The sequence below is a fragment of the Brevibacillus sp. JB24b genome (assembly GCF_051713385.1).
Classification (GTDB): Bacteria; Bacillota; Bacilli; order Brevibacillales; family Brevibacillaceae; genus Brevibacillus_B; species Brevibacillus_B laterosporus.
This window is the reverse complement of sequence record NZ_JBNVQV010000001.1, coordinates 3,816,836-3,836,837: the sequence shown is the minus strand read 5'-3', so window position 1 is coordinate 3,836,837 and position 20,002 is coordinate 3,816,836. Positions and strand designations below refer to the sequence as shown.

At 42.1% G+C, this 20,002-nt stretch carries 18 protein-coding genes and 1 riboswitch; of the genes, 16 read left to right on the top strand and 2 right to left on the bottom strand.

Annotated elements, in window-relative coordinates:
- Positions 1 to 15 precede the first annotated feature (15 nt).
- The 8 genes from ACQV1I_RS17940 (at position 16) to ACQV1I_RS17905 (ending at position 7,529) form a co-directional block, all read left to right on the top strand.
- Complete coding sequence (locus ACQV1I_RS17940) at positions 16 to 1,029, top strand: ABC transporter ATP-binding protein (RefSeq protein ID WP_116333427.1); 1,014 nt, start codon at positions 16 to 18, stop codon at positions 1,027 to 1,029.
- Positions 1,030 to 1,031: 2 nt separating this feature from the next.
- The gene (locus ACQV1I_RS17935; RefSeq protein WP_116333426.1) at positions 1,032 to 2,024 is read left to right on the top strand and encodes an ABC transporter ATP-binding protein; all 993 of its coding nucleotides are present in this window, start codon (positions 1,032 to 1,034) and stop codon (positions 2,022 to 2,024) included.
- 33 nt (positions 2,025 to 2,057) lie between these two features.
- Positions 2,058 to 3,683, top strand: a complete 1,626-nt coding sequence (locus tag ACQV1I_RS17930) for a peptide ABC transporter substrate-binding protein (protein WP_116333425.1) — start codon at positions 2,058 to 2,060, stop codon at positions 3,681 to 3,683.
- A gap of 194 nt (positions 3,684 to 3,877) precedes the next feature.
- Positions 3,878 to 4,177 (top strand): DUF3899 domain-containing protein, encoded by a 300-nt coding sequence (locus ACQV1I_RS17925; RefSeq protein WP_018671832.1) that lies wholly within the window; start codon positions 3,878 to 3,880, stop codon positions 4,175 to 4,177.
- 54 nt (positions 4,178 to 4,231) lie between these two features.
- The gene (locus ACQV1I_RS17920) at positions 4,232 to 5,425 is read left to right on the top strand and encodes an amidohydrolase (protein WP_094699506.1); all 1,194 of its coding nucleotides are present in this window, start codon (positions 4,232 to 4,234) and stop codon (positions 5,423 to 5,425) included.
- 24 nt (positions 5,426 to 5,449) lie between these two features.
- Positions 5,450 to 6,700, top strand: coding sequence for a M20 family metallopeptidase (locus ACQV1I_RS17915; protein ID WP_116333424.1), 1,251 nt, complete (start codon positions 5,450 to 5,452; stop codon positions 6,698 to 6,700).
- A gap of 117 nt (positions 6,701 to 6,817) precedes the next feature.
- Positions 6,818 to 7,309, top strand: coding sequence for a hypothetical protein (locus ACQV1I_RS17910; RefSeq protein ID WP_147304247.1), 492 nt, complete (start codon positions 6,818 to 6,820; stop codon positions 7,307 to 7,309).
- 136 nt (positions 7,310 to 7,445) lie between these two features.
- Positions 7,446 to 7,529 (top strand): putative holin-like toxin, encoded by an 84-nt coding sequence (locus tag ACQV1I_RS17905; RefSeq protein ID WP_018671828.1) that lies wholly within the window; start codon positions 7,446 to 7,448, stop codon positions 7,527 to 7,529.
- A gap of 198 nt (positions 7,530 to 7,727) precedes the next feature.
- On the opposite strand, the gene ACQV1I_RS17900 is transcribed toward ACQV1I_RS17905, so the two are convergent.
- Entirely contained in the window at positions 7,728 to 8,210 is a 483-nt protein-coding gene (locus ACQV1I_RS17900) for an NUDIX domain-containing protein (RefSeq protein WP_018671827.1), read from the bottom strand.
- Between the two features lies 1 nt (position 8,211).
- On the bottom strand, positions 8,212 to 9,126 hold the full coding sequence (locus tag ACQV1I_RS17895; RefSeq protein ID WP_116333422.1) for an NAD(P)/FAD-dependent oxidoreductase: 915 nt from the start codon (positions 9,124 to 9,126) through the stop codon (positions 8,212 to 8,214).
- Positions 9,127 to 9,336: 210 nt separating this feature from the next.
- On the opposite strand from ACQV1I_RS17895, the gene ACQV1I_RS17890 reads away from it, so the two are divergent.
- From ACQV1I_RS17890 to ACQV1I_RS17855, 8 genes are all read left to right on the top strand, one after another.
- Positions 9,337 to 11,598, top strand: a complete 2,262-nt coding sequence (locus tag ACQV1I_RS17890) for a DNA topoisomerase III (RefSeq protein WP_094699501.1) — start codon at positions 9,337 to 9,339, stop codon at positions 11,596 to 11,598.
- A gap of 53 nt (positions 11,599 to 11,651) precedes the next feature.
- Positions 11,652 to 12,830, top strand: coding sequence for a DUF418 domain-containing protein (locus tag ACQV1I_RS17885; protein WP_116333421.1), 1,179 nt, complete (start codon positions 11,652 to 11,654; stop codon positions 12,828 to 12,830).
- A 96-nt stretch (positions 12,831 to 12,926) separates the two neighbouring features.
- A riboswitch (Lysine riboswitch) is annotated at positions 12,927 to 13,115 on the top strand.
- Positions 13,116 to 13,337: 222 nt separating this feature from the next.
- Positions 13,338 to 14,738 carry an amino acid permease gene (locus ACQV1I_RS17880; RefSeq protein WP_376786035.1) on the top strand — a complete coding sequence of 467 codons (1,401 nt, stop codon included), beginning with the start codon at positions 13,338 to 13,340 and terminating at the stop codon, positions 14,736 to 14,738.
- Between the two features lie 323 nt (positions 14,739 to 15,061).
- The gene (locus ACQV1I_RS17875; protein WP_197261407.1) at positions 15,062 to 15,721 is read left to right on the top strand and encodes a DUF4912 domain-containing protein; all 660 of its coding nucleotides are present in this window, start codon (positions 15,062 to 15,064) and stop codon (positions 15,719 to 15,721) included.
- A 189-nt stretch (positions 15,722 to 15,910) separates the two neighbouring features.
- Positions 15,911 to 17,338, top strand: coding sequence for a phosphoglucomutase/phosphomannomutase family protein (locus tag ACQV1I_RS17870; protein ID WP_116333418.1), 1,428 nt, complete (start codon positions 15,911 to 15,913; stop codon positions 17,336 to 17,338).
- Between the two features lie 228 nt (positions 17,339 to 17,566).
- Positions 17,567 to 18,244: a serine/threonine protein kinase gene (locus ACQV1I_RS17865; protein WP_116333417.1), complete on the top strand. Its 678-nt coding sequence runs from the start codon at positions 17,567 to 17,569 to the stop codon at positions 18,242 to 18,244.
- Between the two features lie 98 nt (positions 18,245 to 18,342).
- The gene (gene lspA / locus ACQV1I_RS17860) at positions 18,343 to 18,810 is read left to right on the top strand and encodes a signal peptidase II (protein WP_018671819.1); all 468 of its coding nucleotides are present in this window, start codon (positions 18,343 to 18,345) and stop codon (positions 18,808 to 18,810) included.
- Positions 18,811 to 18,852: 42 nt separating this feature from the next.
- Positions 18,853 to 19,785: an RluA family pseudouridine synthase gene (locus tag ACQV1I_RS17855; RefSeq protein WP_018671818.1), complete on the top strand. Its 933-nt coding sequence runs from the start codon at positions 18,853 to 18,855 to the stop codon at positions 19,783 to 19,785.
- Positions 19,786 to 20,002 lie beyond the last annotated feature (217 nt).

Sequence of the window (20,002 nt, the reverse complement as noted above, 5' to 3'; positions counted from 1 at the left end):
AGGGGAGGGATAATCATGAAACATTTGCTAGAGATAAATGAGCTGCAAGTTGGTTTTAAGACATATGGCGGTGAGGTTAAGGCTGTTCGTGGGATTTCGTTTTATGTGGATAAAGGAGAGGTGGTAGCCATCGTTGGTGAGAGTGGCTGTGGCAAATCAGTTACAGCACAGGCAATCATGGGGATGATAAAGGAAGGAAATGGTATTAGAACGGAAGGCTCTATTCGCTTTGCTGGACAGGAAATGACAGGTTTGTCCAAAAAGGCATTGCAGGAGATCAGAGGTTCCAAAATAGGTATGGTGTTTCAAGATCCGATGACGTCACTAAATCCTACAATGAAAATCGGCAAGCAAATCGCAGAGGGCCTCGTAAAGCACGAAGGTCTATCCCTACAAGAGGCACAGCAAAAGACGATCGATCTGTTGCGCCAAGTGGGTATCCCAGAAGCAGAGAAGCGGTATCATCAGTACCCGCATGAATTTTCGGGAGGAATGCGTCAGCGGGTCGTAATTGCGATTGCGATTGCCTGTAGCCCACAGCTATTGATCGCTGATGAGCCAACGACTGCATTAGACGTGACTATACAAGCGCAAATTCTTGATTTACTGCTTGAATTACAACAAAAAACCAATACTTCGATCATTATGATTACTCATGATTTAGGGGTCGTTGCAGAAATGGCACAGCGAGTTGTAGTAATGTATGCAGGTAAAATCGTAGAAACGGGAACAGCCGAGGAGTTATTTGAATCGCCTAGCCATCCGTATACAAAAGGGCTGCTAGACTCGGTACCAAAGCTGGATCGAGCTGGGAAGCATAGATTAGTTCCGATCGATGGGGCTCCGCCAGATTTATTTGCTCCGCCAAAAGGATGTCCATTCGCTCCTCGATGTCCATATGCGATGGAAATTTGCGTGGATCATCTACCACAGACGACTTCATTTTCATCTACGCATCAGGCGAGCTGCTGGTTACATGACCCAAGGTCTCCACGACAACAAGAATTCAGAGCAGCAGGGAGGGCTTAAGAATGGTACGAAACCTAGAGATTACAGAAGATAGAGAACAATCCGAAACTCTATTAGAACTACGTAACGTAAAAAAATACTTTTCTTTAGACTCTGATCAAACGGTGAAATCGGTTGATGACATTACGTTGTCCATTAAAGCGGGTGAAACCTTTGGTCTGGTGGGGGAAAGTGGGAGTGGGAAATCAACGCTGGGACGCACAGCGGTCGGATTGTATCAGCCTACAGATGGACAAATTCACTTTGCGGGTAAAGACATTACAACCTATAGTCGACAGGAAAAGCGTGAATTCAATCGGAATATGCAAATGATTTTTCAGGACCCATACTCCTCCTTAAATCCACGTATGCGAGTGGGTGACATAATCGGAGAGGGAATGGACGCCTATGGCATTGCGAAAGGAGCAAAACGTACAGAGCGTATCTATGAGCTGTTAGAAAAGGTGGGCTTGCGACCAGAACATGCAAAACGATATCCTCACGAATTTAGTGGGGGCCAAAGACAGCGAATCGGGATAGCCCGGGCATTAGCAGTAGAGCCTACTTTTATTGTGGCAGACGAACCTATCTCCGCCTTAGATGTTTCCATTCAGGCACAGATTGTCAATTTATTAGAAGATTTACAACAGGAACAAGGACTTACCTATCTATTCATCGCACATGATTTGGCGATGGTGAAGCATATCAGCGATCGGATCGGTGTTATGTATTTAGGTCAAATGATGGAGGTTGCAGATAGTGAGACATTATTTCACGAGCCACTTCATCCATACACACAAGCATTGTTGTCAGCGATTCCAGTGTCATCTACAACAGAAAAGGCAAAGAAAGAACGTATCGTGTTAACAGGCGAGTTACCAAGTCCGTTGCAACCACCGATCGGATGCCCGTTTTCAACCAGATGTCCAGATGCAATGCCGATCTGTAGAGAAGCCAAACCAGAGTGGAGGGAGGTGAAGCCGGATCACTGGACGGCTTGCTACTTGCACCATTAAGAAAAGAGAGAGATAGACGAGGAGGAACCATCATTGAAAAAGCTATTATCGCCAGCGTTAGCTATGCTATTATTCCTAGTACCCACTTTGACTGCTTGTGGAAATCAAACAGGTACAGCAGGTACGCCTGAATCAGGAGCAAGTGTTAAACAAGAATTGACAGCCAATTTGGCAGGTGAGCCATACTCACTTGATCCTGCTATTGCTACGGATACGAAATCTTTTTGGATTATCGATCATCTTTATGAGGGACTATATGCCTTTGATAAAGAAGGAAATGTGGTAGAAGGGGCTGCTAAAAAAGTAGAGATTTCTCCAGACGGAAAAACTTATACATTCACCATTCGTGACGACGCCAAGTGGTCAAATGGTGATGCTGTTACAGCCAAGGACTATGAATATTCCTGGAAACGTGTCTTAAATAAAGAGACGGGAGCTACTAATGCATTTTATTTGTACTACATAAAAGGTGCAGAGGCTTATAATAAAGGGGAAGGGAAAGTAGAAGATGTCAAAGTAAAAGCTACTGACGATAAAACACTGGTAGTGGAGCTGAACGCACCTACTTCCTATTTCCCAAAAGTAATGATGAACAATGTCTACTTTCCCGTAAATCAAAAGGTTATAGAAGGAAATAAAAATTGGGTAGCAGAAGCAAGTACACTAGTATCCAATGGAGCTTATAAATTAGCTAGTTGGGAACATGACAGTCAATTAACACTGACAAAGAGTGAATCCTATTGGAACAAAGCTACTATCAGTATGGATACACTGAATTTTAAAATGGTGCCAGATGCAACTACTTACTACCAAATGTACAAAACAGGTGAGCTAGATATCATTGATACGTTGCCGATCGATGCTATCGACCAAGAAAAGAATAATGAAGAATATGTAAGTTTACCTAAATTCGGAACTTATTTGTATACTTTTAATGTGACACAGGAGCCGTTTACCAATGCTAAAATCCGTCGCGCATTTGCCTTGGCTGTTGATCGTGATCAATTGACGAAAAATGTGACGAAAGCAGGTGAGACACCAGCATATGCTTATGTGCCACAGGGTGTTAAAACAGCCGGTACTGACTTCCGTGGAGAAAAGCCAACCTATTTCACGTTTGATCCAACCGAAGCGAAGACGCTATTAGCTGAAGGGATGAAGGAAGAGGGATGGAGTAAACTGCCTACGGTCACATTGAAGTACAACAATGCGCAAAACCATAAAAAGGTAGCGGAAGCCCTACAACAAATGTTTACAACTAATCTTGGCGTCGATGTGAAGCTGGAAAACCAAGAGTGGAAAACGTACATTGATACCTACAAACAAAGTAACTTCCAAATGGCTCGTATGGGCTGGATTGGTTCTTTCCTTGATCCTGTTGCAATGCTCGATTACTATTTAGGCGAGAGTCCGAATAATCAAGCCAAATGGGTAAATCCGAAATTTGACGCGTTAATGGAAAAAGCAAAAGTGGAGCAAGATGAAGCAAAGCGTAATCAATACTTACATGAGGCTGAAGATATTTTCATGCAAGACTTGCCTGTGCTTCCACTCTTCTTCTATTCACAAAACTATTTGAATACCAAAGCATTGAAGGATGTAACATACAGCGTGTATAAGACTCCAGACTTGCGTTGGGCTAAAAAAGTAGCAGAGTAACAAGTAGGGCTAGTTTGTAGTAAATTGTTTCTATACGTATACCTGACAAATCTTAGGTCTGCTCCTGCCTCAAGAGGAGCGGACCCTTTTTTGAATAAAATCACATGCTGCAAAGTCACTACGCTATATAACACCAGCTTGGTTCATAAGAGCATCAGGAAAGTAAGAGGGTTCACCAGTAAAGGAGAATTGCTATGGATACAATTATGGATACGATGTTTCTAACAGGCTTACTCCTGGTGCTGGGAGGAGCGATTATTTATGTATGGTTAACCAATTTTTTTGCTACGTTTATGAAGGGATTTTACCTATTAGGTAGCACCTTATTTAAAAAATCCAAGGCACTTCAGCAAATTGATGCACAGCTTGCAGAGGATACAAACCTGCAAGAATGGAAAAGAAAACGAGCAAGACAACTGATGGTGCTCCTGTTAGCGGTAGGAATGCTTCTGATCATTCTGTCTCTGATTTGGGCTGGCATCCAGTTGTCATGACACCATATAGTAAAAATGGAGTAAAAATTTTAATGTGAAAAGGGGAGTATACATATGTCAGCAACAGTAACTATCATTACGAACGCAACAATCATCTTGGGTGATGGACAGCAAATTGATTCAGGTACCATTTTATTGGCAGAAGGCAAAATTAAGGCGGTAGGTACAACAGAAGAGGTTGCAGAGCAAATCAATCAGATAAAAAATCAATATAAAGAGGTAGTTACCATCAACGCAGAAGGTAAGTATGTTACACCAGGAATCATTGATGTACATACCCATCTTGGTGTCCATGAGGAAGGTATCGGAAGGGAAGGGCATGACTATAATGAGACGAGCTCCCCAGTGACACCTTATGTGAGAGCATTAGATGGAATTAATCCTTTTGAAAGAGGTTTTCTTGAGGCTCGAAAAGCAGGTGTAACAACTGTTCAATCCATGCCAGGTAGCGCTAATGTAATTGGTGGCGAGATGGTTGTCCTCAAGACGGCTGGTACGATTGTAGATCAAATGATTGTGCGAGAGCCGTCTGGAATGAAAGCAGCTTTCGGTGAAAATCCCAAGCGTGTCTTTGGCGCTAAAGACAAGGCACCTGTTACGCGGATGGGGACTGCTGCATTGTTCCGACAAGAATTTATCAAAGCGAAAGAATATTTGGAATCTAAAGAAAAAGGAGAAGCCGTGAAACGAGATTTAGGCCTAGAAAATCTAGTAAAGGTGTTGAAGCGAGAGATTCCCCTACGTGCTCATGCTCATCGTGCTGATGATATTGTAACAGCACTTCGTTTAGCGGAGGAATTTGATATTGAAATCACAATAGAGCATTGCACAGAAGGGCATAAAATCACGGATTTCTTACTCGAAAAAGGGGTTCGCGTTTCCGTGGGACCTACTCTTTCCTCGCGGTCCAAAATTGAACTAGCAGATAAAGGCTTCCATACACACCTTGCCTTAGCAGAAGCAGGTGTACCTTTTAGCATTACCACAGATCATCCTGTGGTAGGAATTGAGTACTTAGTGACGAGTGTAGCTCACGCTGTAAGCGATGGTTTGGATGAAGCGTTAGCATGGCAAGCCATCACACTTCATGCTGCCCAACATCTGGGTGTAGAAGACCGTGTTGGCTCTTTGGAGGTTGGGAAAGATGCTGATGTGGTTATTTGGAGTGGACATCCGTTTCAAATACAAAACAAAGTAGAAAAGACATTTATCAATGGCGAAGTGGTGTATGAACGTGTAGAAAAATAAGCAAAATGAAGCAGGTGGATTATTATGACAGTAGATCAGACAAAGGGCATCCAAGTGGGGACGAATGTAACTCAGTCAGAGTTGGAAAATAGAATTATTACCTACGTAGAACAAAACAAGCAGCAATTTATTTCTGTTAGTCATGCCATTCATGAGCATCCAGAGATTGGCAATGAGGAAGTGTATGCGCAAGGGTTGTTAACTACTTTATTGGAAGAGGCGGGCTTTCAGATAGAAAAAGGGGTGGCTGGTCATGCTACAGCTTTTCTTGCACGTAAAAAGTTAGGGCAGAAAACAGGACCTACTATTGGTTATTTAGCTGAATATGATGCTCTACCAGGCCTAGGTCATGCGTGTGGACATAATATTATCGGTACAACAAGTGTGCTTGCAGCCATTGCGTTGGGTGAAACCCTTCAAGAGACTGGGGGAGAGGTTGTAGTGCTAGGAACGCCGGCAGAGGAGGGCGGTCCAAACGGTAGTGCAAAAGGTAGCTTTGTTAAACATCACTTGCTGACAGGAATTGACGCATGTATGATGGTGCACCCATTTAGCCACAATCGCATTACGGGGACAACTCTTGCTGTCATCCCTCTTGATTTTGAATTTATCGGGAAGGCGGCTCACGCAGCGGCTGCACCAGAAGAAGGAATTAACGCACTAGATGCAGTCATTCAATTGTTCAATGGGATCAATGCCCTACGTCAGCATGTGACTGCGGATGTTCGCATTCATGGAATTATTACCCATGGTGGTGACGCACCTAATATTGTACCTGAATATGCTAAGGCTAGGTTTTATATCCGTGCAGCTACGCGTCGCAGATGCTTGGAAGTGACGGAACGCATCAAGCACATCGCTCAAGGAGCGGCATCTATGACAGGCGCGACAGTCAATATTATCGCTTTTCAAAATGAAGTAGATGATATGGTGTTAAATCGAACATTCGATGGAGTGTTTCAAGCGCAAATGGAACGGTTTGGTTATAGGGTCGATACTCGTCATCAGGCGGGACTAGGTTCTACAGATGCAGGAAACATCAGTTATGTGGTCCCAACCATTCATCCATACATTAAAATTGGATCAGAAGAGCTGGTTTGCCATACAGATGCGTTTCGTGAAGCTGCCAAATCCTCGGAGGGTGACGCAGCACTGATCGTTGGTGCTAAGGTATTGGCTTTGACAGGTTTTACTTTACTGACGAATGAGGCTGTGTTAACAGAGATTAAACAGGAATTCTCTCAACGAAAACAGGAGCTAGCTCAACAGTCGTAAACGGCTGGGGGGCAGCTCCTGCTTTTTTGTATCTATAGGCTATTCCTGAATTGGGAAGTGGAAGGTTGTAGAAAATATTCGTAAAATTTACTGTTTTTTAGAAAGCTGGATGTTAAGATGAAAGGGAAAAAACACGTTACATATTCACATTTCAGGTCTGTAGAGGTGATGTATGTGTTATTGGTCAGGAGAGTAATAGTTGCCTGTCTATCGGCATTTATCTATGCATTCTTATTTACTTTTATAAATGAGCTAATTCAAGGTCAATCAGCTGACCCATCTCGTACTATGGTGTTAAGATTTGAATCCATTTATTCAATCGTACTTTTGTTATTTATCACATTCGGACTGTTCAGCTCATTTGTGTTCGATTGGGTGGTGGGACTTGCTCGAGTGGAGAAACAATCTTCTTACCTGTCAAGCCTTGTGGTTTATGCACTTGGTGGTTTGTTTGTTTCACTTCTGATGGAGCTTATATTTTTTAAAAAGCTTGAACTACCATTCTTATCCTTATTAGCTTTTGGTGTTGCCCCTAGTCTGGTGTTTTATCACATTGATTTGATTTTATTAAAATTCATGCCAATCCTGACAAAAATTACGCAAAAATAAATTTCCTCACAAAATACGAAGAAATGTAATCCTGTTGTGATGGGGATATGTTATAATTTTCCTTACTACAATAGCCTATGAACTCAAAAGTGGTCGGCTCACCCCTAGATAAGATACGCCAGAAGGGGGTGAGAACATGGAGGTTTATCAAGCGCTGTCCCTGATGTTCATGTTTGGGATGTTCTTATTAGCTTTGTTAACCTACCTGAAAAAGAAATGACCTCATGCTGTGCACAAAGCACAGGAGGTCATTTCTTGTCTATTGCTGATGAGCTGATCCACCGAAGGGAACCAACTATTGTAGAGGGCTGTGAGTGCGGCAACACTCACGGCTTTTTCTATATTACCATATGCAAGTAACTACATTTTAACACAAAAGGGACAAGGTGACTAAGCCTGTCCTTAAAAGACGTTCAGCTCAGATTTTTGCGATGTAGCCTAAGTCACGTAATCGAGCGATGGTCAGTGGATAGACCTCATCTTTTAAAAAAGCACTATACCGTCCATCTGAGCGCAACTCCTCGGCAGTTGGAAGTTCATTAGCGAGAAATGCCCCACCAACCGATCCTTCTATAATAGTAGCGACCTGTCGTTCCGCTTCCGCTACATAAATATCTTTGACAATCGAATCTCCGACCGTATACTGACCGATTTTAATGATGGAGGATAAGTGATAGCCTGTCTCTTCATATGTCTCTCTAATGGCCGCAGCAATGCTTGATTCACCTGGTTCTACTTTCCCTCCAGGAAGCTCATACCCTCGTTTAGTATGGATGGTGAATAAAAGCTTGCCTTGATAAAAAGGAAAAACGAGGACGTGCTTAGCCTGTTCCTCCCGAAATTCCGCTGGATCAAAGCTTAACGTCATGGGTACGCCTGTCGTATCGTAAAAATTGTCCATATTAGGCCTCCTTGGCATGTAAAGCAATGTGTTTTGCGGTTTTCATAGCCTGACCGATGGCAAGTGAAAGACTAGCATAATCACTTCCATTTGTAATGTCACCAATGGCGTATACCCATTCATGAGAAGTACGCAAATGCTCATCAACTGTTAAAAATCCGCCCATTTTATCCACTAATTCGGCCACTGACATACTGTTAGCAGCGATACCAATACGAGGTAAAATCCAGTCCACTTGCAAGCGGCGAGTCTCTTTCTGATTCGTTTGTAAGTGAACAGAGCATCTATAGCCTTCCGATTGCGTTGCTTTTACTTCCGTTTCCATCCAAATGGTCACGTTAGGTAATGAAGTGGCTTTTTGCACCCATTCCTGTCTGCCACGAAACTGATGATTACGGACGGCAAGCCAAATATGACGCGCGTAAGCTGACAGATTACAAACACTTTCTAATGCACGATCGCCACCGCCAATAACCAGAATATCCTTTTGATCTAATAAATGAGCCTCCGAGGATGTAGAAAACTCTGGTCCTAGCACATGGGTAGGGACATCTGCAAGCTGCGGCAAATGAACAGGACTCACTCCTGTGGCAACGACTACATAATCCGCTTGATACGAGGTTTGTTCTGTATGTATAATTTTTGTTTGATAATCAATGCTACGCAGGCTTTCTTGGTAGTGAATTGGTATTTGTAACACCTGCACACTTTCACGCAAGTCGGTCAGCAATTCCTCTCCATTTGCATATAGTTTGGGGGGGAGGTCCCAAATGCGATTATGAATATAGTGAATTTGGCCACCAAGCGTATCGCTTTTTTCTATTACGAGGCAAGAAAGCCCAAGCCGTTTGCACCAAATTGCAGTGGAAATACCTGCCATCCCAGCGCCTGCGATCAGCACTTGAACACGTTTCATTTCATTTCCCCCGCTTCTTGCTAAGATGGTTGCTTCTTTTCATTATAACAAATATCACTGAGCTGGGGGATACATTAAGCAAGTATGACCTTAAACCACAAGGATTCCTCCTACACAAGATTGTATAAGCGGGCAAAACACGGTAAACTAGAAAACAGTTTTTTTACTAGATCAGAAGAATAAAGCTATTGATAAAAGGGAGTCATTTACATGAAAGTCATTATTGCTGAAAAACCTGATCAGGCCTCAAAGCTCTCGGGCCCATTTACACATAAAAAACAACAAGGATATATTGAAATCGCTCCCCATCGCTTATTTCCAAAGGGAGCATTGGTGACTTGGGCTGTAGGTCATATTTGCGAATTAGTTCCACCCGAAGAATACAATCCTACGTGGAAAAAATGGAGCATACAGACACTGCCTATGATACCGGAACGATTTCGCTATCAGGTAATGAGATCAAAGGCCAAGCAATTTACGATTATTAAACAATTGCTAAAACGCACAGATGTCACAGAAATTATCCATGCGGGGGACGCAGGGCGTGAGGGTGAACTCATTATCCGTACGGCTATAGAGCTTGCTGGTGTAAAAAAACCAATGAAAAGACTATGGATTTCTTCCTTAACGGACCGTGCAATTGTGGAAGGCTTTGAGCAATTATTAGATGAATCACACACGCGTAATCTATATTATGAAGCGTACAGTCGCTCCTGTGCAGACTGGCTAATTGGTATGAATGCTTCTAGGATTTATACGATCCTTTTTAAGCAAAAGGGTGTTTCGGATGTGTTTTCTGCAGGACGTGTACAAACACCTACTCTAGCGCTCGTTGTCAAAAGAGAGAAAGAGATTGCCAATTTCAAATCCGAGCCATTTTGGGAAGTGATGGCTTCTTTTAACATAGAAGGTAAGAAATATGAAGGTATTTGGCAAAAGGACGGAGAGTCCCGCCTATTTGATGAGCAAATGGCTATTCGCATAGCTCAATTCTGTGAGAAAAAGCCTGCTAGTGTACAGGAGGTCAAGAAAGAACGCAAGGAATTTTTACCACCTTTCCTATTTAATCTTTCCTCCTTACAGGCAACCGCTAATAAGATTTTTAAGTTTTCGCCTAAAAAGACGTTGGATGTAGCTCAGCAATTATATTTGAAGGGATTTTTGTCCTATCCGCGTTCCGACTCCAGCTTTGTTACGCCGGGAGAAGCCAAGAGTTTTCCAGAAATTTTGTCCAAGCTCTCTAAAAAGAAGGAGTTTCAATCATTCTTTCCTACACCAATCCAATCAGTAGCGAATAACAAACGCTATGTGAATGAGAAGAAAGTGACGGACCACTACGCCATTATTCCTACGGAGCAAGTGCCCCAGTTGGACAAGCTCTCTGCTGACGAACGCCATATCTATGATTTAGTGGCACGCCGTCTGATTGCTGCCCATTATGAGCCGGCGATTTTTGACTATACCACCATTACCACTTTAGTGGATGGGCGAGCAACATTTATAAGTAAAGGGAAATGCCAAGTACAAGCAGGCTGGCGAACGGTTTTATTTCAAGGTCAAGAAGAGGACGATAAGGATAAAGACGAAGAAAAACTCCTACCACCTGTTGAAAAGGATGAAATAGGGAAGGTAAGTCGTGTAAAAGTTAAAGCGGGAAAAACGCAACCGCCTAAACGCTATACAGAGGGCCAGTTAATTACGCTAATGAAGACCGCAGGTAAGCATTTAGAGAATAGTGAGTGGGAAAAAGTCTTGTCTAAAACGGAGGGACTAGGTACCGAAGCTACACGAGCTGGTATTATTACAATGTTAAAAGATCGAAAGTATATCGAGGTGAAGAAAAACCAAGTATTTGCCTTAGAGAAGGGGAGCCTTTTAATTGATGCCATTGGAGATAAGATCCTCGCCTCTCCAGAGATGACGGCTCGCTGGGAACAACGGTTAGCAGAAATTGGACAGGGACAGGCTTCTGCGCAGGAGTTTATGGAGCAAGTCAAAAAACTTGCTCATAAGATTGTTCAGGATGCTACAGAGCAATCTACTACATGGGATTTTACAGGCATGGATATTGAGACAATGCCTAAGCAAGCATCCAAGTTTACTGTAGGTAAAAAGGTAGCGATATGTGCTGGCTGTAAAGGCTCTATTGTAGATAAAGGAAATTTCTATGGGTGCGATCAGTATAACAAAACTGGTTGTAAAATTACTCTGCCGAAAAAATTACTTGGTAAATCATTGTCTGCCACCAATGTAAAAAAACTGATGGAAGAAGGAAAAACCGGATTAATGAAAGGCTTTAAAAAAGGTGACAAGACATTTGATGCCTATTTGAAATGGGATTTGGAGAAAGCACAATTTCAGTTTGAATTTGAAGCAAAAACAGCTTCTTCGGATGCAAAGGAGTATAAAAAGGCAGGCTCAAGAGCACCGAAAGGGAAAAGGATTACAGAAGCGCTATATTCTACTGAGTAGAAAAGAATAAAACAAGGCAAAGTAACAAACAAGAAAGGAAGGGGGTGTGATGTATGAATCAAGCAAGACCGATTTCCGTTAACGATCGAATAACATCGATCGATACAATTAGAGGCATTGCTATCTTGGGTATATTTCTGGTGAACTTCCCAGCTATGCTAGGAATTCAACCTCTAGACACAAGGGGATATACCCAAGGCATGGATGCAGTGTTTCGGTTTGGCTATGACTTATTTATTCAGACAAAATTCTACTCTTTGTTTGCCTTTTTGTTTGGATTGGGGTTTTATCTATTTATGAGTAGAGCAGAAGCGAAAGGATACGCGATGAGAACCCTGTTTTCCAGGCGTCTAACTGTGCTGTTCCTTCTGGGATGCTTACATTTTCTTCTGCTGTGGTATGGTGATATTTTACATATGTATGCATTAGTGGGACTTTTACTGTTATTTTTTTATCGTCAAAAGGCATCAGCATTGTTTGTTTGGAGTATTTTTTTAATGGCTCTGTTTATGTTATTTATCTGGTTTGCTTTTTCCGGTGATGTTGATTTAGGTCAAACAGTATTATTGGAAGCTCCTTGGTTTAATGGACTAGAAGACTATACACAAAAAGTAAGTCAACGCTATGAAATGTTGAGTGGAATCCAGATACTCAATGTAATCATCTATATTCCTGAATTACTAGGACTTTTTTTGCTGGGATTGTGTGCAGGAAAGATCAACTTTTTTCAACGTGTCCATGAATGGAAACGTGGATTGCGCATCACTCAGATCGTGAGTCTAGTAGTAACGATTCTGTTATTTATTCCGATGTTCCGTTTTTATTTCAGCCATGATGTCTATGTGTCTGAAGAAATTCAAAAGTACATTCAATTGACAGGAAAAACGCTGTTTGTCTTTTATCTCGTTTCTATCGTTCTGTTGCTGGAAAACAAACGTTTACGAGAAAAAATGCAAGGTTTTACATATGTGGGACGAATGGCATTAACCAATTATTTATTGCAGACATTGATAACAGTCATATTGTTTTCCCTGTTTATTCCCAATACGGCAGGTATTCCACTGTGGATTGGATTTATATATTGTATTACGATCTATCTATTACAGGTAATGTTTAGTAAGTGGTGGTTATCTCAGTACGCTTTTGGACCAATGGAATGGCTGTGGAGATGCGCAACTTATATGCAAAAGCAGCCTTTACGGCTGAAAGAACAAAGTCATGGTAGATCATAGTCAATAGAAGGCTATAAAAAACTAGTTGAAAACTACTGCTTTATCATCTATAATTACATTATCTTTTTTAATAAAATAGCAAATCCTCATCATATCTGGTGAGGTAGAGGTTGCGGTATTTAAGAGTATGCTGGACGAGACACAGAGAAGTTGTAGACTCCATCAGAAAGGAAAGACCGCCGAAGTTTGTACAAAGACTCTGTAATGTACAGGCTGGGGCTGTTTCCGAAAGGGGCAGAACTGTCACGTTTATTTGCCGAATAAGCGTGTTGTGCTATCTTCATGGAAGGTATGATGCGGGTCATGTATAAATCCGTCGTCAGGTTTTGATTGGCGGATTTTTTATATTCCCACTCCTTCCTTGCATGTATCTATGAACAGACAAAGGAGTGTTTTTTTATGCCACAAGCAACATCAAGGAACGAAAGGTCAACAAACACATCGGCTACTAGAGACGGGGGACAACCACAAGAACTGAAGCGTGGTCTAAAGGCTCGTCACCTCACTATGATCGCTCTTGGCGGTTCTATTGGTACAGGGCTATTCCTTGCAAGTGGTGGAGCCATTTCCCAAGCAGGTCCTGGTGGCGCGATTTTAGCATATTTGGCTATTGGTATTATGGTGTATTTCTTAATGACTAGTTTGGGTGAGATGGCGGCTTTTATGCCAGAGTCAGGCTCTTTTAGTACCTACGCAACCAAGTTTGTAGATCCTGCTCTTGGCTTTGCGTTAGGTTGGAACTATTGGTATAACTGGGCCATTACGATTGCAGCCGAATTATCTGCGGCGACGCTTTTAATGAAATTTTGGTTCCCGGATAGTTCGTCAATGTTGTGGAGCGGTTTATTTTTAGCTTTGATGTTTGGTTTAAATTATCTATCTGTAAAAGGCTACGGGGAGTCTGAGTTCTGGTTCTCTATGATTAAAGTAGCAACGGTTATTATTTTTCTAATAGTTGGTATCTTAATGATTTTTGGTATTATGGGTGGAGAGGCTGTTGGCTTTAAGAACTTTACCGTTGGTGATGCACCATTCCACGGAGGTTTTATGGCAGCCCTTGGGGTGTTTATGATTGCCGGCTTTAGTTTCCAGGGCACAGAATTAATCGGGGTAGCAGCAGGAGAGAGCGATGATCCACGTAAAAACATCCCGAAAGCTATCAAGCAGGTATTCTGGCGTATTCTGTTGTTCTATATTTTGGCGATCTTGGTTATTGGTTTGTTAGTTCCGTACACCAGTCCGAATTTGGTGGGTGGCGATATAGATACGATTGCAATTAGTCCGTTTACGATGGTATTTGAAAAAGCAGGTTTGGCTTTTGCCGCTTCTGTGATGAACGCTGTTATTTTATCCGCTGTACTGTCTGCGGGTAATTCCGGTATGTATGCTTCTACACGTATGCTGTGGGCGATGGCGAAGGATGGGAAAGCACCTAAATTTTTTACGAAACTAAACCGTCGCGGTATTCCGATCTACTGCCTATTGATGACAGCATCAGTTGGTATGGTTGCTTTCTTCGCTTCTCTTTTCGGTGATGGAGTTGTATATACATGGTTACTTAACGCTTCTGGTATGTCTGGTTTTATTGCCTGGTTGGGTATTGCCATTAGCCATTATCGCTTTCGTCGGGCGTTTGTGGCGCAAGGGCATAGTTTAAGTGAATTGCCGTTTAAAGCAAGATGGTTCCCATTCGGTCCGCTGTTTGCTTTTATGCTATGTATGGTTGTTATTTTGGGACAGAATTACGAGGCATTTATTGGAGATCAAATTGATTGGAACGCCATGCTGGTATCCTATATCGGTATTCCAATCTTCCTTGCCTTATGGTTGGGATACAAATGGACCAAGAAAACAAAGATTGTAAAATTAAAAGAATGTGATTTTAGCAGTGCGCATGTAAGAGACTAGTATATAGAAATTTTTCATAGCATGATAATAAATATAGGAAAACCACTTACCAAGCATGAGGGAGAAATTCTGAAGCTTGTGAGTGGTTTTTTGTATATATGTGGGTTCTAAGGAGTCTTTTACCCACTTGGATACCTCGCCTTGCCCTTTTTTAAAAATTTAGTGAAGATAAAAAGTTTGTCGAACGACCATTCTCTATGCCGAACGTTTTAGATGGTATCGACAAAAGAAGAAAAGTTATGCGTTCAGCGTTCGACATGATTTTAAGATAAGCTCTTTTATACTTAAGAGCAATGAGTTAAGCAGAAAGGAGCACAACCTTCATGATTACAAGAATCCTACAAATGCGAGCGCAGTCCCTATCACTACAAGAGATCGCTACAAGGTGCGAGATGACCATTGGCCAAGTGAAATACCAACTTCACAAATTTGGACTGAAGTCGCAGGCTAACAAAGAGAGCAGCAAAGGCGTAGCAGAGGAGTCCTTCGTTAATTTGTTCATGGGAAAGGTTGTAAGCCCACCTTTTTATCCTGCTGTCTATCCATTGGAAACGGACAGAGGGGAGAGCTATACAACTCAGGCGAAAGATTTTTTAGCTGAACAAGCGCAGGGGCGAGCTGCCGATGATGAAAAACGAGTCCCTATCATAGCTGTTATCCCAACGGCACCTGATACTGTGTATATCCATTGGTATATTTCTAAATATCGCCTGCATATGATTGCAGGGTACCTAAATGAAGATTGGGCGAATATTACACAAGGAATTCGTCTTTATGAAGTGGAGGAAAGCATGTCATCTAGTAGGGAAGTGGGGTATAAAGACGTGTACATGAAAGAAGAAGCAGAATCTTGCTATGTTGAACATTTGCAAACCGGCAAACAGTATGTAGCAGAATTTGGGCTTTATGCTTCTGGCCAATTTTGTCCGATCATGCGGTCTGAAGGCGTGACATTGACAGCTTACCGGTACGCTGCATGGTAAAGAATCAGGGGAGGGCACCCCCGATGTCTAGAGAAGAAATAGAGAATACATACATTTAATTAAAGGCGGCCAGCGTGCCGCTTTTTTATTTGTTTATGTGCTAAAACCTTCTATCCTACTATTTCCCTTCATAAAGTATAAATGGAGTATTTGACCCGACTATTACTTGTCTAGTGTGGAGGGAATCAAATGGAAAAACAGATTATTTTTGGAACAGATGGCTGGAGAGCTGTGATGGCAGATCAGTTTACGATGGAAAATGTACGGACAGTGGCAAAAGCAATTGCCTGTTATACAGAGGAGAATGGGTGGATAGATCGGGGAATAATTGTGGGCTATGATACTCGTTTTATGGGACGAATGTTTGCTCAAGAGGTTGTACGTGTGTTGACAGCTCACGGCATTCTTTCTTTTTTGGTAAGTGAGCCGACACCAACCCCTGTCGTTGCCTTTGGGGTAAAGCATTTTGGAGTAAGCGGGGCGGTGATGTTGACAGCTAGTCACAATTCCGCAGAATACAATGGAATCAAATATATTCCCGAATATGCAGGGCCAGCTTCTCCTGATATTACCCAACGTTTAGAGGTATTGATTCAACAGATTGAGGTGAGCGGAGAACAGGTACAGACATGCTCCATCGAGGAGGCTAAAAATGGTAAGCTATATCAACCCATTCACTTAAAGCCTCACTATGAGGCGCACATTCGCAGGCTTATTCGAATGGATGTATTACAGCGAGCAAACCTAACTGTAGTCGTAGACGCCATGCATGGGGCAGGGAGTGGGTATATGAGTGCTCTATTACAGGAGGCTGGAGTTGCGGTTAAAAGCATCCGTGAAGAAAGAGATCCGTTATTTGGCGGAGGTCTACCAGAGCCAAATGAACATCATTTAGCAGAATTGTCTCGTCAAGTTTTGGTCGAGAATGCGGATTTGGGTGTAGCCAACGATGGAGATGCAGATCGGTTTGGAGTCGTGGATCGACAGGGGAGGTATCTATCTCCAAATGAAGTGCTTACGCTACTGACTTATCATATGGTTAAAAACCGAAATGGTCAGGGTAAAGTCATTCGGACGGTAGCAACCACTCATCAACTAGATCGCATTTGTGAACATTATGGATTGGAATTAATCGAGACACCTGTTGGGTTTAAATATATTGGGGCACAAATGCTCAGAGGCAATGTGCTTATTGGCGGTGAGGAGAGCGGAGGAGCGAGTATTCTGGGGCATATTCCTGAGAAGGATGGAATCTTAATGAATTTATTAATTGCGGAAATGTGTGCAGTCGAGGGGAAGAGCTTAGACGAGATTAAAGAGGATATCCACCGCCAATTTGGACGTATGTATAGTAGTAGGCTAGACATTCGCTTTAAACAAAAGGAAGCTTTTTTACTTCGTTTTAAAGAGAAGCCTCCACACACGATCGCCGGGTATGCGGTCGAAGCCATTCATACACAGGATGGGTTTAAGCTCTTACTAGAAGGTGGACACTGGGTATTAATACGCCCATCTGGCACGGAGCCATTATTACGGATTTATTGTGAGGCAACGGGGTCAGAAGAGTTAGAACGGCTGAAAGAGGCTGTGAGGGATTGGTTTGAGGAAACTAATTAATTGACCAAACAGAAGCTTTTAACCACAGATAAGAAAAAATGATTTGAAAGAGACCGGCTTCTAGTGAGTTGGTTTTTTTCTCATGTCAGTAAAAAGTATGCAGGTCAAATGAAATGCATGGCGAAAAGTTCTTTCTAGAAAAAATTACTCTGATAAAAGGAACAATGTTTCTCGCATCTTTCTTTGTTACAATAACAGTTAAGATGTGAAGATGAAGAGAGGGTACCGATGAAATTGGAGCAGGTTCTTTTAGATCGGTTTTTAGAAGAAGTAGTATTGGACTCACCTTCTCCCTATGACCCTGTTCAAGTCCTTTATGCTCCTCATCCCTGGGAGATTGTTGGAACTGGTAATTACGCAGGTGTATTCTGTCATCCTGACTATCCTGACGTTGTTGTTAAACTATATGCACCAGGAAAGCCAGGAATTGAAGAAGAGAGTGAGGTATATCGTCGGCTAGGTGAATCAAAGTATTATCCGATTTGTTATGAGAAGGGGGAAAATTATCTAGTAATCAAGCGTATGAGAGGAATCTCGTTGTTTGATTGTGTACGCTATGGAATCCCTATTCCTGAAAATGTAATAAAAGAAGTAGACGAGGCACTAGATGAAGCGAGAGCGAAGGGATTATACCCTCAAGATGTGCATGGTAAAAATGTTCTCATGTATCAAGGACATGCCTATATCATTGATGTGAGCGACTATATCCATCCGGGGGAAGATCGCAAATGGAAGGATATTAGAAGTGCCTATTATCGTATTTATTACCCTTATCTTAAAGATCGGCGTATCAAAATTCCATTGTGGACACTTGATCTGGTACGCAAAGGGTATCGCTTTTATCGGAAGCTGAAAGGTTTGACTTCCATGAAACATAAAGAAAGACATAAAAAGAGCTCTATCTAATAAACAAGCAGGAAGTTATTGAAAAAAATTGCCCAACTGATTTTGCCTGTGGTACAATTTGCGGTGTTACTCTACGCCATTTATGTAAGGAGGCTGTTATGTATATATACTACATAATTGCGCTCGCGGTTATTGCCTTGGATCAATGGACCAAGCATCTCGTGGTGAAGTACATGGAATATGGAGAATCAATTCCGTTGATTGAAAATGTGTTCCACTTAACTTCACACCGTAATATGGGTGCTGCGTTTGGCATGCTCCAGAACCGTCGCGTGTTCTTTATTATTATCACTACGCTAGTTGTAATTGGGATTATCTATACTCTTTACAAACAAGGAAAAAGCAATCCGCGTATGTCCATTGCCTTATCACTCGTATTGGGTGGAGCCATCGGTAACTTTATTGATCGGGTTTCAACGGGACAAGTAGTGGACTTTTTACACGCTGTCATTATCAACTTCCCAATCTTTAATGTAGCCGATATGGCAATTACATTTGGTGTGGCCGTGATGCTGATTGATATTTTTATGGAATCTCGCAAGCCATCACATTCTTCCAGCAAGTAAGAGCATACTACAATTAGAATGAATACATTTAGGAGCTTATAGATGACAGAGCAAACTTTTGAACGTTATGATTGGACAGTGGAAAAAGAAGAAGCAGGGGAACGCATTGATAAATTTTTGACCATGCAAGAAGGAGAATGGTCTCGTTCTCAAGTACAAGCATGGGTAAAAGATGGAAGAGTTACGGTCAATGATGCTCCGATTAAAAATAATTATAAGGTAGCAGTGGATGATGAGATCAGTTTGCGTGTGCCACCTCCAAAAGAGTTGAAGATCGAAGCGCAAGAGATGGATTTAGATATTGTCTATGAAGATTCTGATGTCGTGGTTGTAAACAAACCACGTGGTTTAGTCGTGCATCCTGCGTTGGGTCATTATACAGGAACGTTAGTAAATGGCCTCATGTACCATTGTAAGGATTTATCTGGCATTAATGGTGTGATGCGCCCAGGTATCGTTCATCGTATTGATAAAGACACATCTGGGTTATTAATGATTGCCAAGAACGATAAGGCTCATGCGAGTTTGGCTGCTCAATTAAAGGAACATACCGTTAATCGTAAATATGTGGCGCTTGTTCACGGGGAAATCCCACATGAGATGGGGACTATTGATGCGCCAATCGGACGCGATCCCAAAAATCGTCAACAGATGGCAGTTGTCTTTGGTAATAGTAAGCCCGCTGTGACGCACTTTGTCGTGCTGGAGCGGTTGAAGGATTTTACCGTTGTGGAATTAAAGCTAGAGACAGGACGCACTCATCAGATACGTGTTCATATGAAATATATTGGCTATCCGTTAGCTGGTGATCCAAAATATGGACCTCGAAAAACACTGGATATCAATGGTCAAGCCTTGCATGCGAAAACACTAGGATTCATTCATCCAAGTACAGGTGAATACATGGAATTCGAGGCACCAACGCCAAAGGAATTGCAAGCAGAGATTCAGTTCTTACGTGAGCAAAAAAGTTAAATGTGTTGACAGATATAAAAAGGTATGTCATAATCATTCGTAACAAAAGGTAACCTTTAAATCCAGTCCCGTGAGGCTGGCAAGGGCGACGGTGAATAACGTAGATATGGTTGGGATAATTATACCCTTCTTTATGTACGCACGAAGCTTCTTGTCAGTGAGACAAGAAGCTTTTTTTGTGTGTCAAACCACCAAGAAGAACACAAGCTAGCAGATA

What these genes read in the sequence shown, in the direction of transcription:
- ACQV1I_RS17925 (WP_018671832.1), top strand. Translation starts at nt 3,878, where the DNA reads ATGGATACAATTATGGATACGATGTTTCTAACAGGCTTACTCCTGGTG.
- ACQV1I_RS17885 (WP_116333421.1), top strand. Translation starts at nt 11,652, where the DNA reads ATGAATCAAGCAAGACCGATTTCCGTTAACGATCGAATAACATCGATC.
- ACQV1I_RS17905 (WP_018671828.1), top strand. Translation starts at nt 7,446, where the DNA reads ATGGAGGTTTATCAAGCGCTGTCCCTGATGTTCATGTTTGGGATGTTC.
- ACQV1I_RS17900 (WP_018671827.1), bottom strand. Translation starts at nt 8,210, where the DNA reads ATGGACAATTTTTACGATACGACAGGCGTACCCATGACGTTAAGCTTT.
- ACQV1I_RS17910 (WP_147304247.1), top strand. Translation starts at nt 6,818, where the DNA reads ATGAAAGGGAAAAAACACGTTACATATTCACATTTCAGGTCTGTAGAG.
- ACQV1I_RS17920 (WP_094699506.1), top strand. Translation starts at nt 4,232, where the DNA reads ATGTCAGCAACAGTAACTATCATTACGAACGCAACAATCATCTTGGGT.
- ACQV1I_RS17895 (WP_116333422.1), bottom strand. Translation starts at nt 9,126, where the DNA reads ATGAAACGTGTTCAAGTGCTGATCGCAGGCGCTGGGATGGCAGGTATT.
- ACQV1I_RS17880 (WP_376786035.1), top strand. Translation starts at nt 13,338, where the DNA reads ATGATCGCTCTTGGCGGTTCTATTGGTACAGGGCTATTCCTTGCAAGT.
- ACQV1I_RS17940 (WP_116333427.1), top strand. Translation starts at nt 16, where the DNA reads ATGAAACATTTGCTAGAGATAAATGAGCTGCAAGTTGGTTTTAAGACA.
- ACQV1I_RS17870 (WP_116333418.1), top strand. Translation starts at nt 15,911, where the DNA reads ATGGAAAAACAGATTATTTTTGGAACAGATGGCTGGAGAGCTGTGATG.
- ACQV1I_RS17865 (WP_116333417.1), top strand. Translation starts at nt 17,567, where the DNA reads ATGAAATTGGAGCAGGTTCTTTTAGATCGGTTTTTAGAAGAAGTAGTA.
- ACQV1I_RS17875 (WP_197261407.1), top strand. Translation starts at nt 15,062, where the DNA reads ATGATTACAAGAATCCTACAAATGCGAGCGCAGTCCCTATCACTACAA.
- lspA (WP_018671819.1), top strand. Translation starts at nt 18,343, where the DNA reads ATGTATATATACTACATAATTGCGCTCGCGGTTATTGCCTTGGATCAA.
- ACQV1I_RS17935 (WP_116333426.1), top strand. Translation starts at nt 1,032, where the DNA reads ATGGTACGAAACCTAGAGATTACAGAAGATAGAGAACAATCCGAAACT.
- ACQV1I_RS17855 (WP_018671818.1), top strand. Translation starts at nt 18,853, where the DNA reads ATGACAGAGCAAACTTTTGAACGTTATGATTGGACAGTGGAAAAAGAA.
- ACQV1I_RS17890 (WP_094699501.1), top strand. Translation starts at nt 9,337, where the DNA reads ATGAAAGTCATTATTGCTGAAAAACCTGATCAGGCCTCAAAGCTCTCG.
- ACQV1I_RS17915 (WP_116333424.1), top strand. Translation starts at nt 5,450, where the DNA reads ATGACAGTAGATCAGACAAAGGGCATCCAAGTGGGGACGAATGTAACT.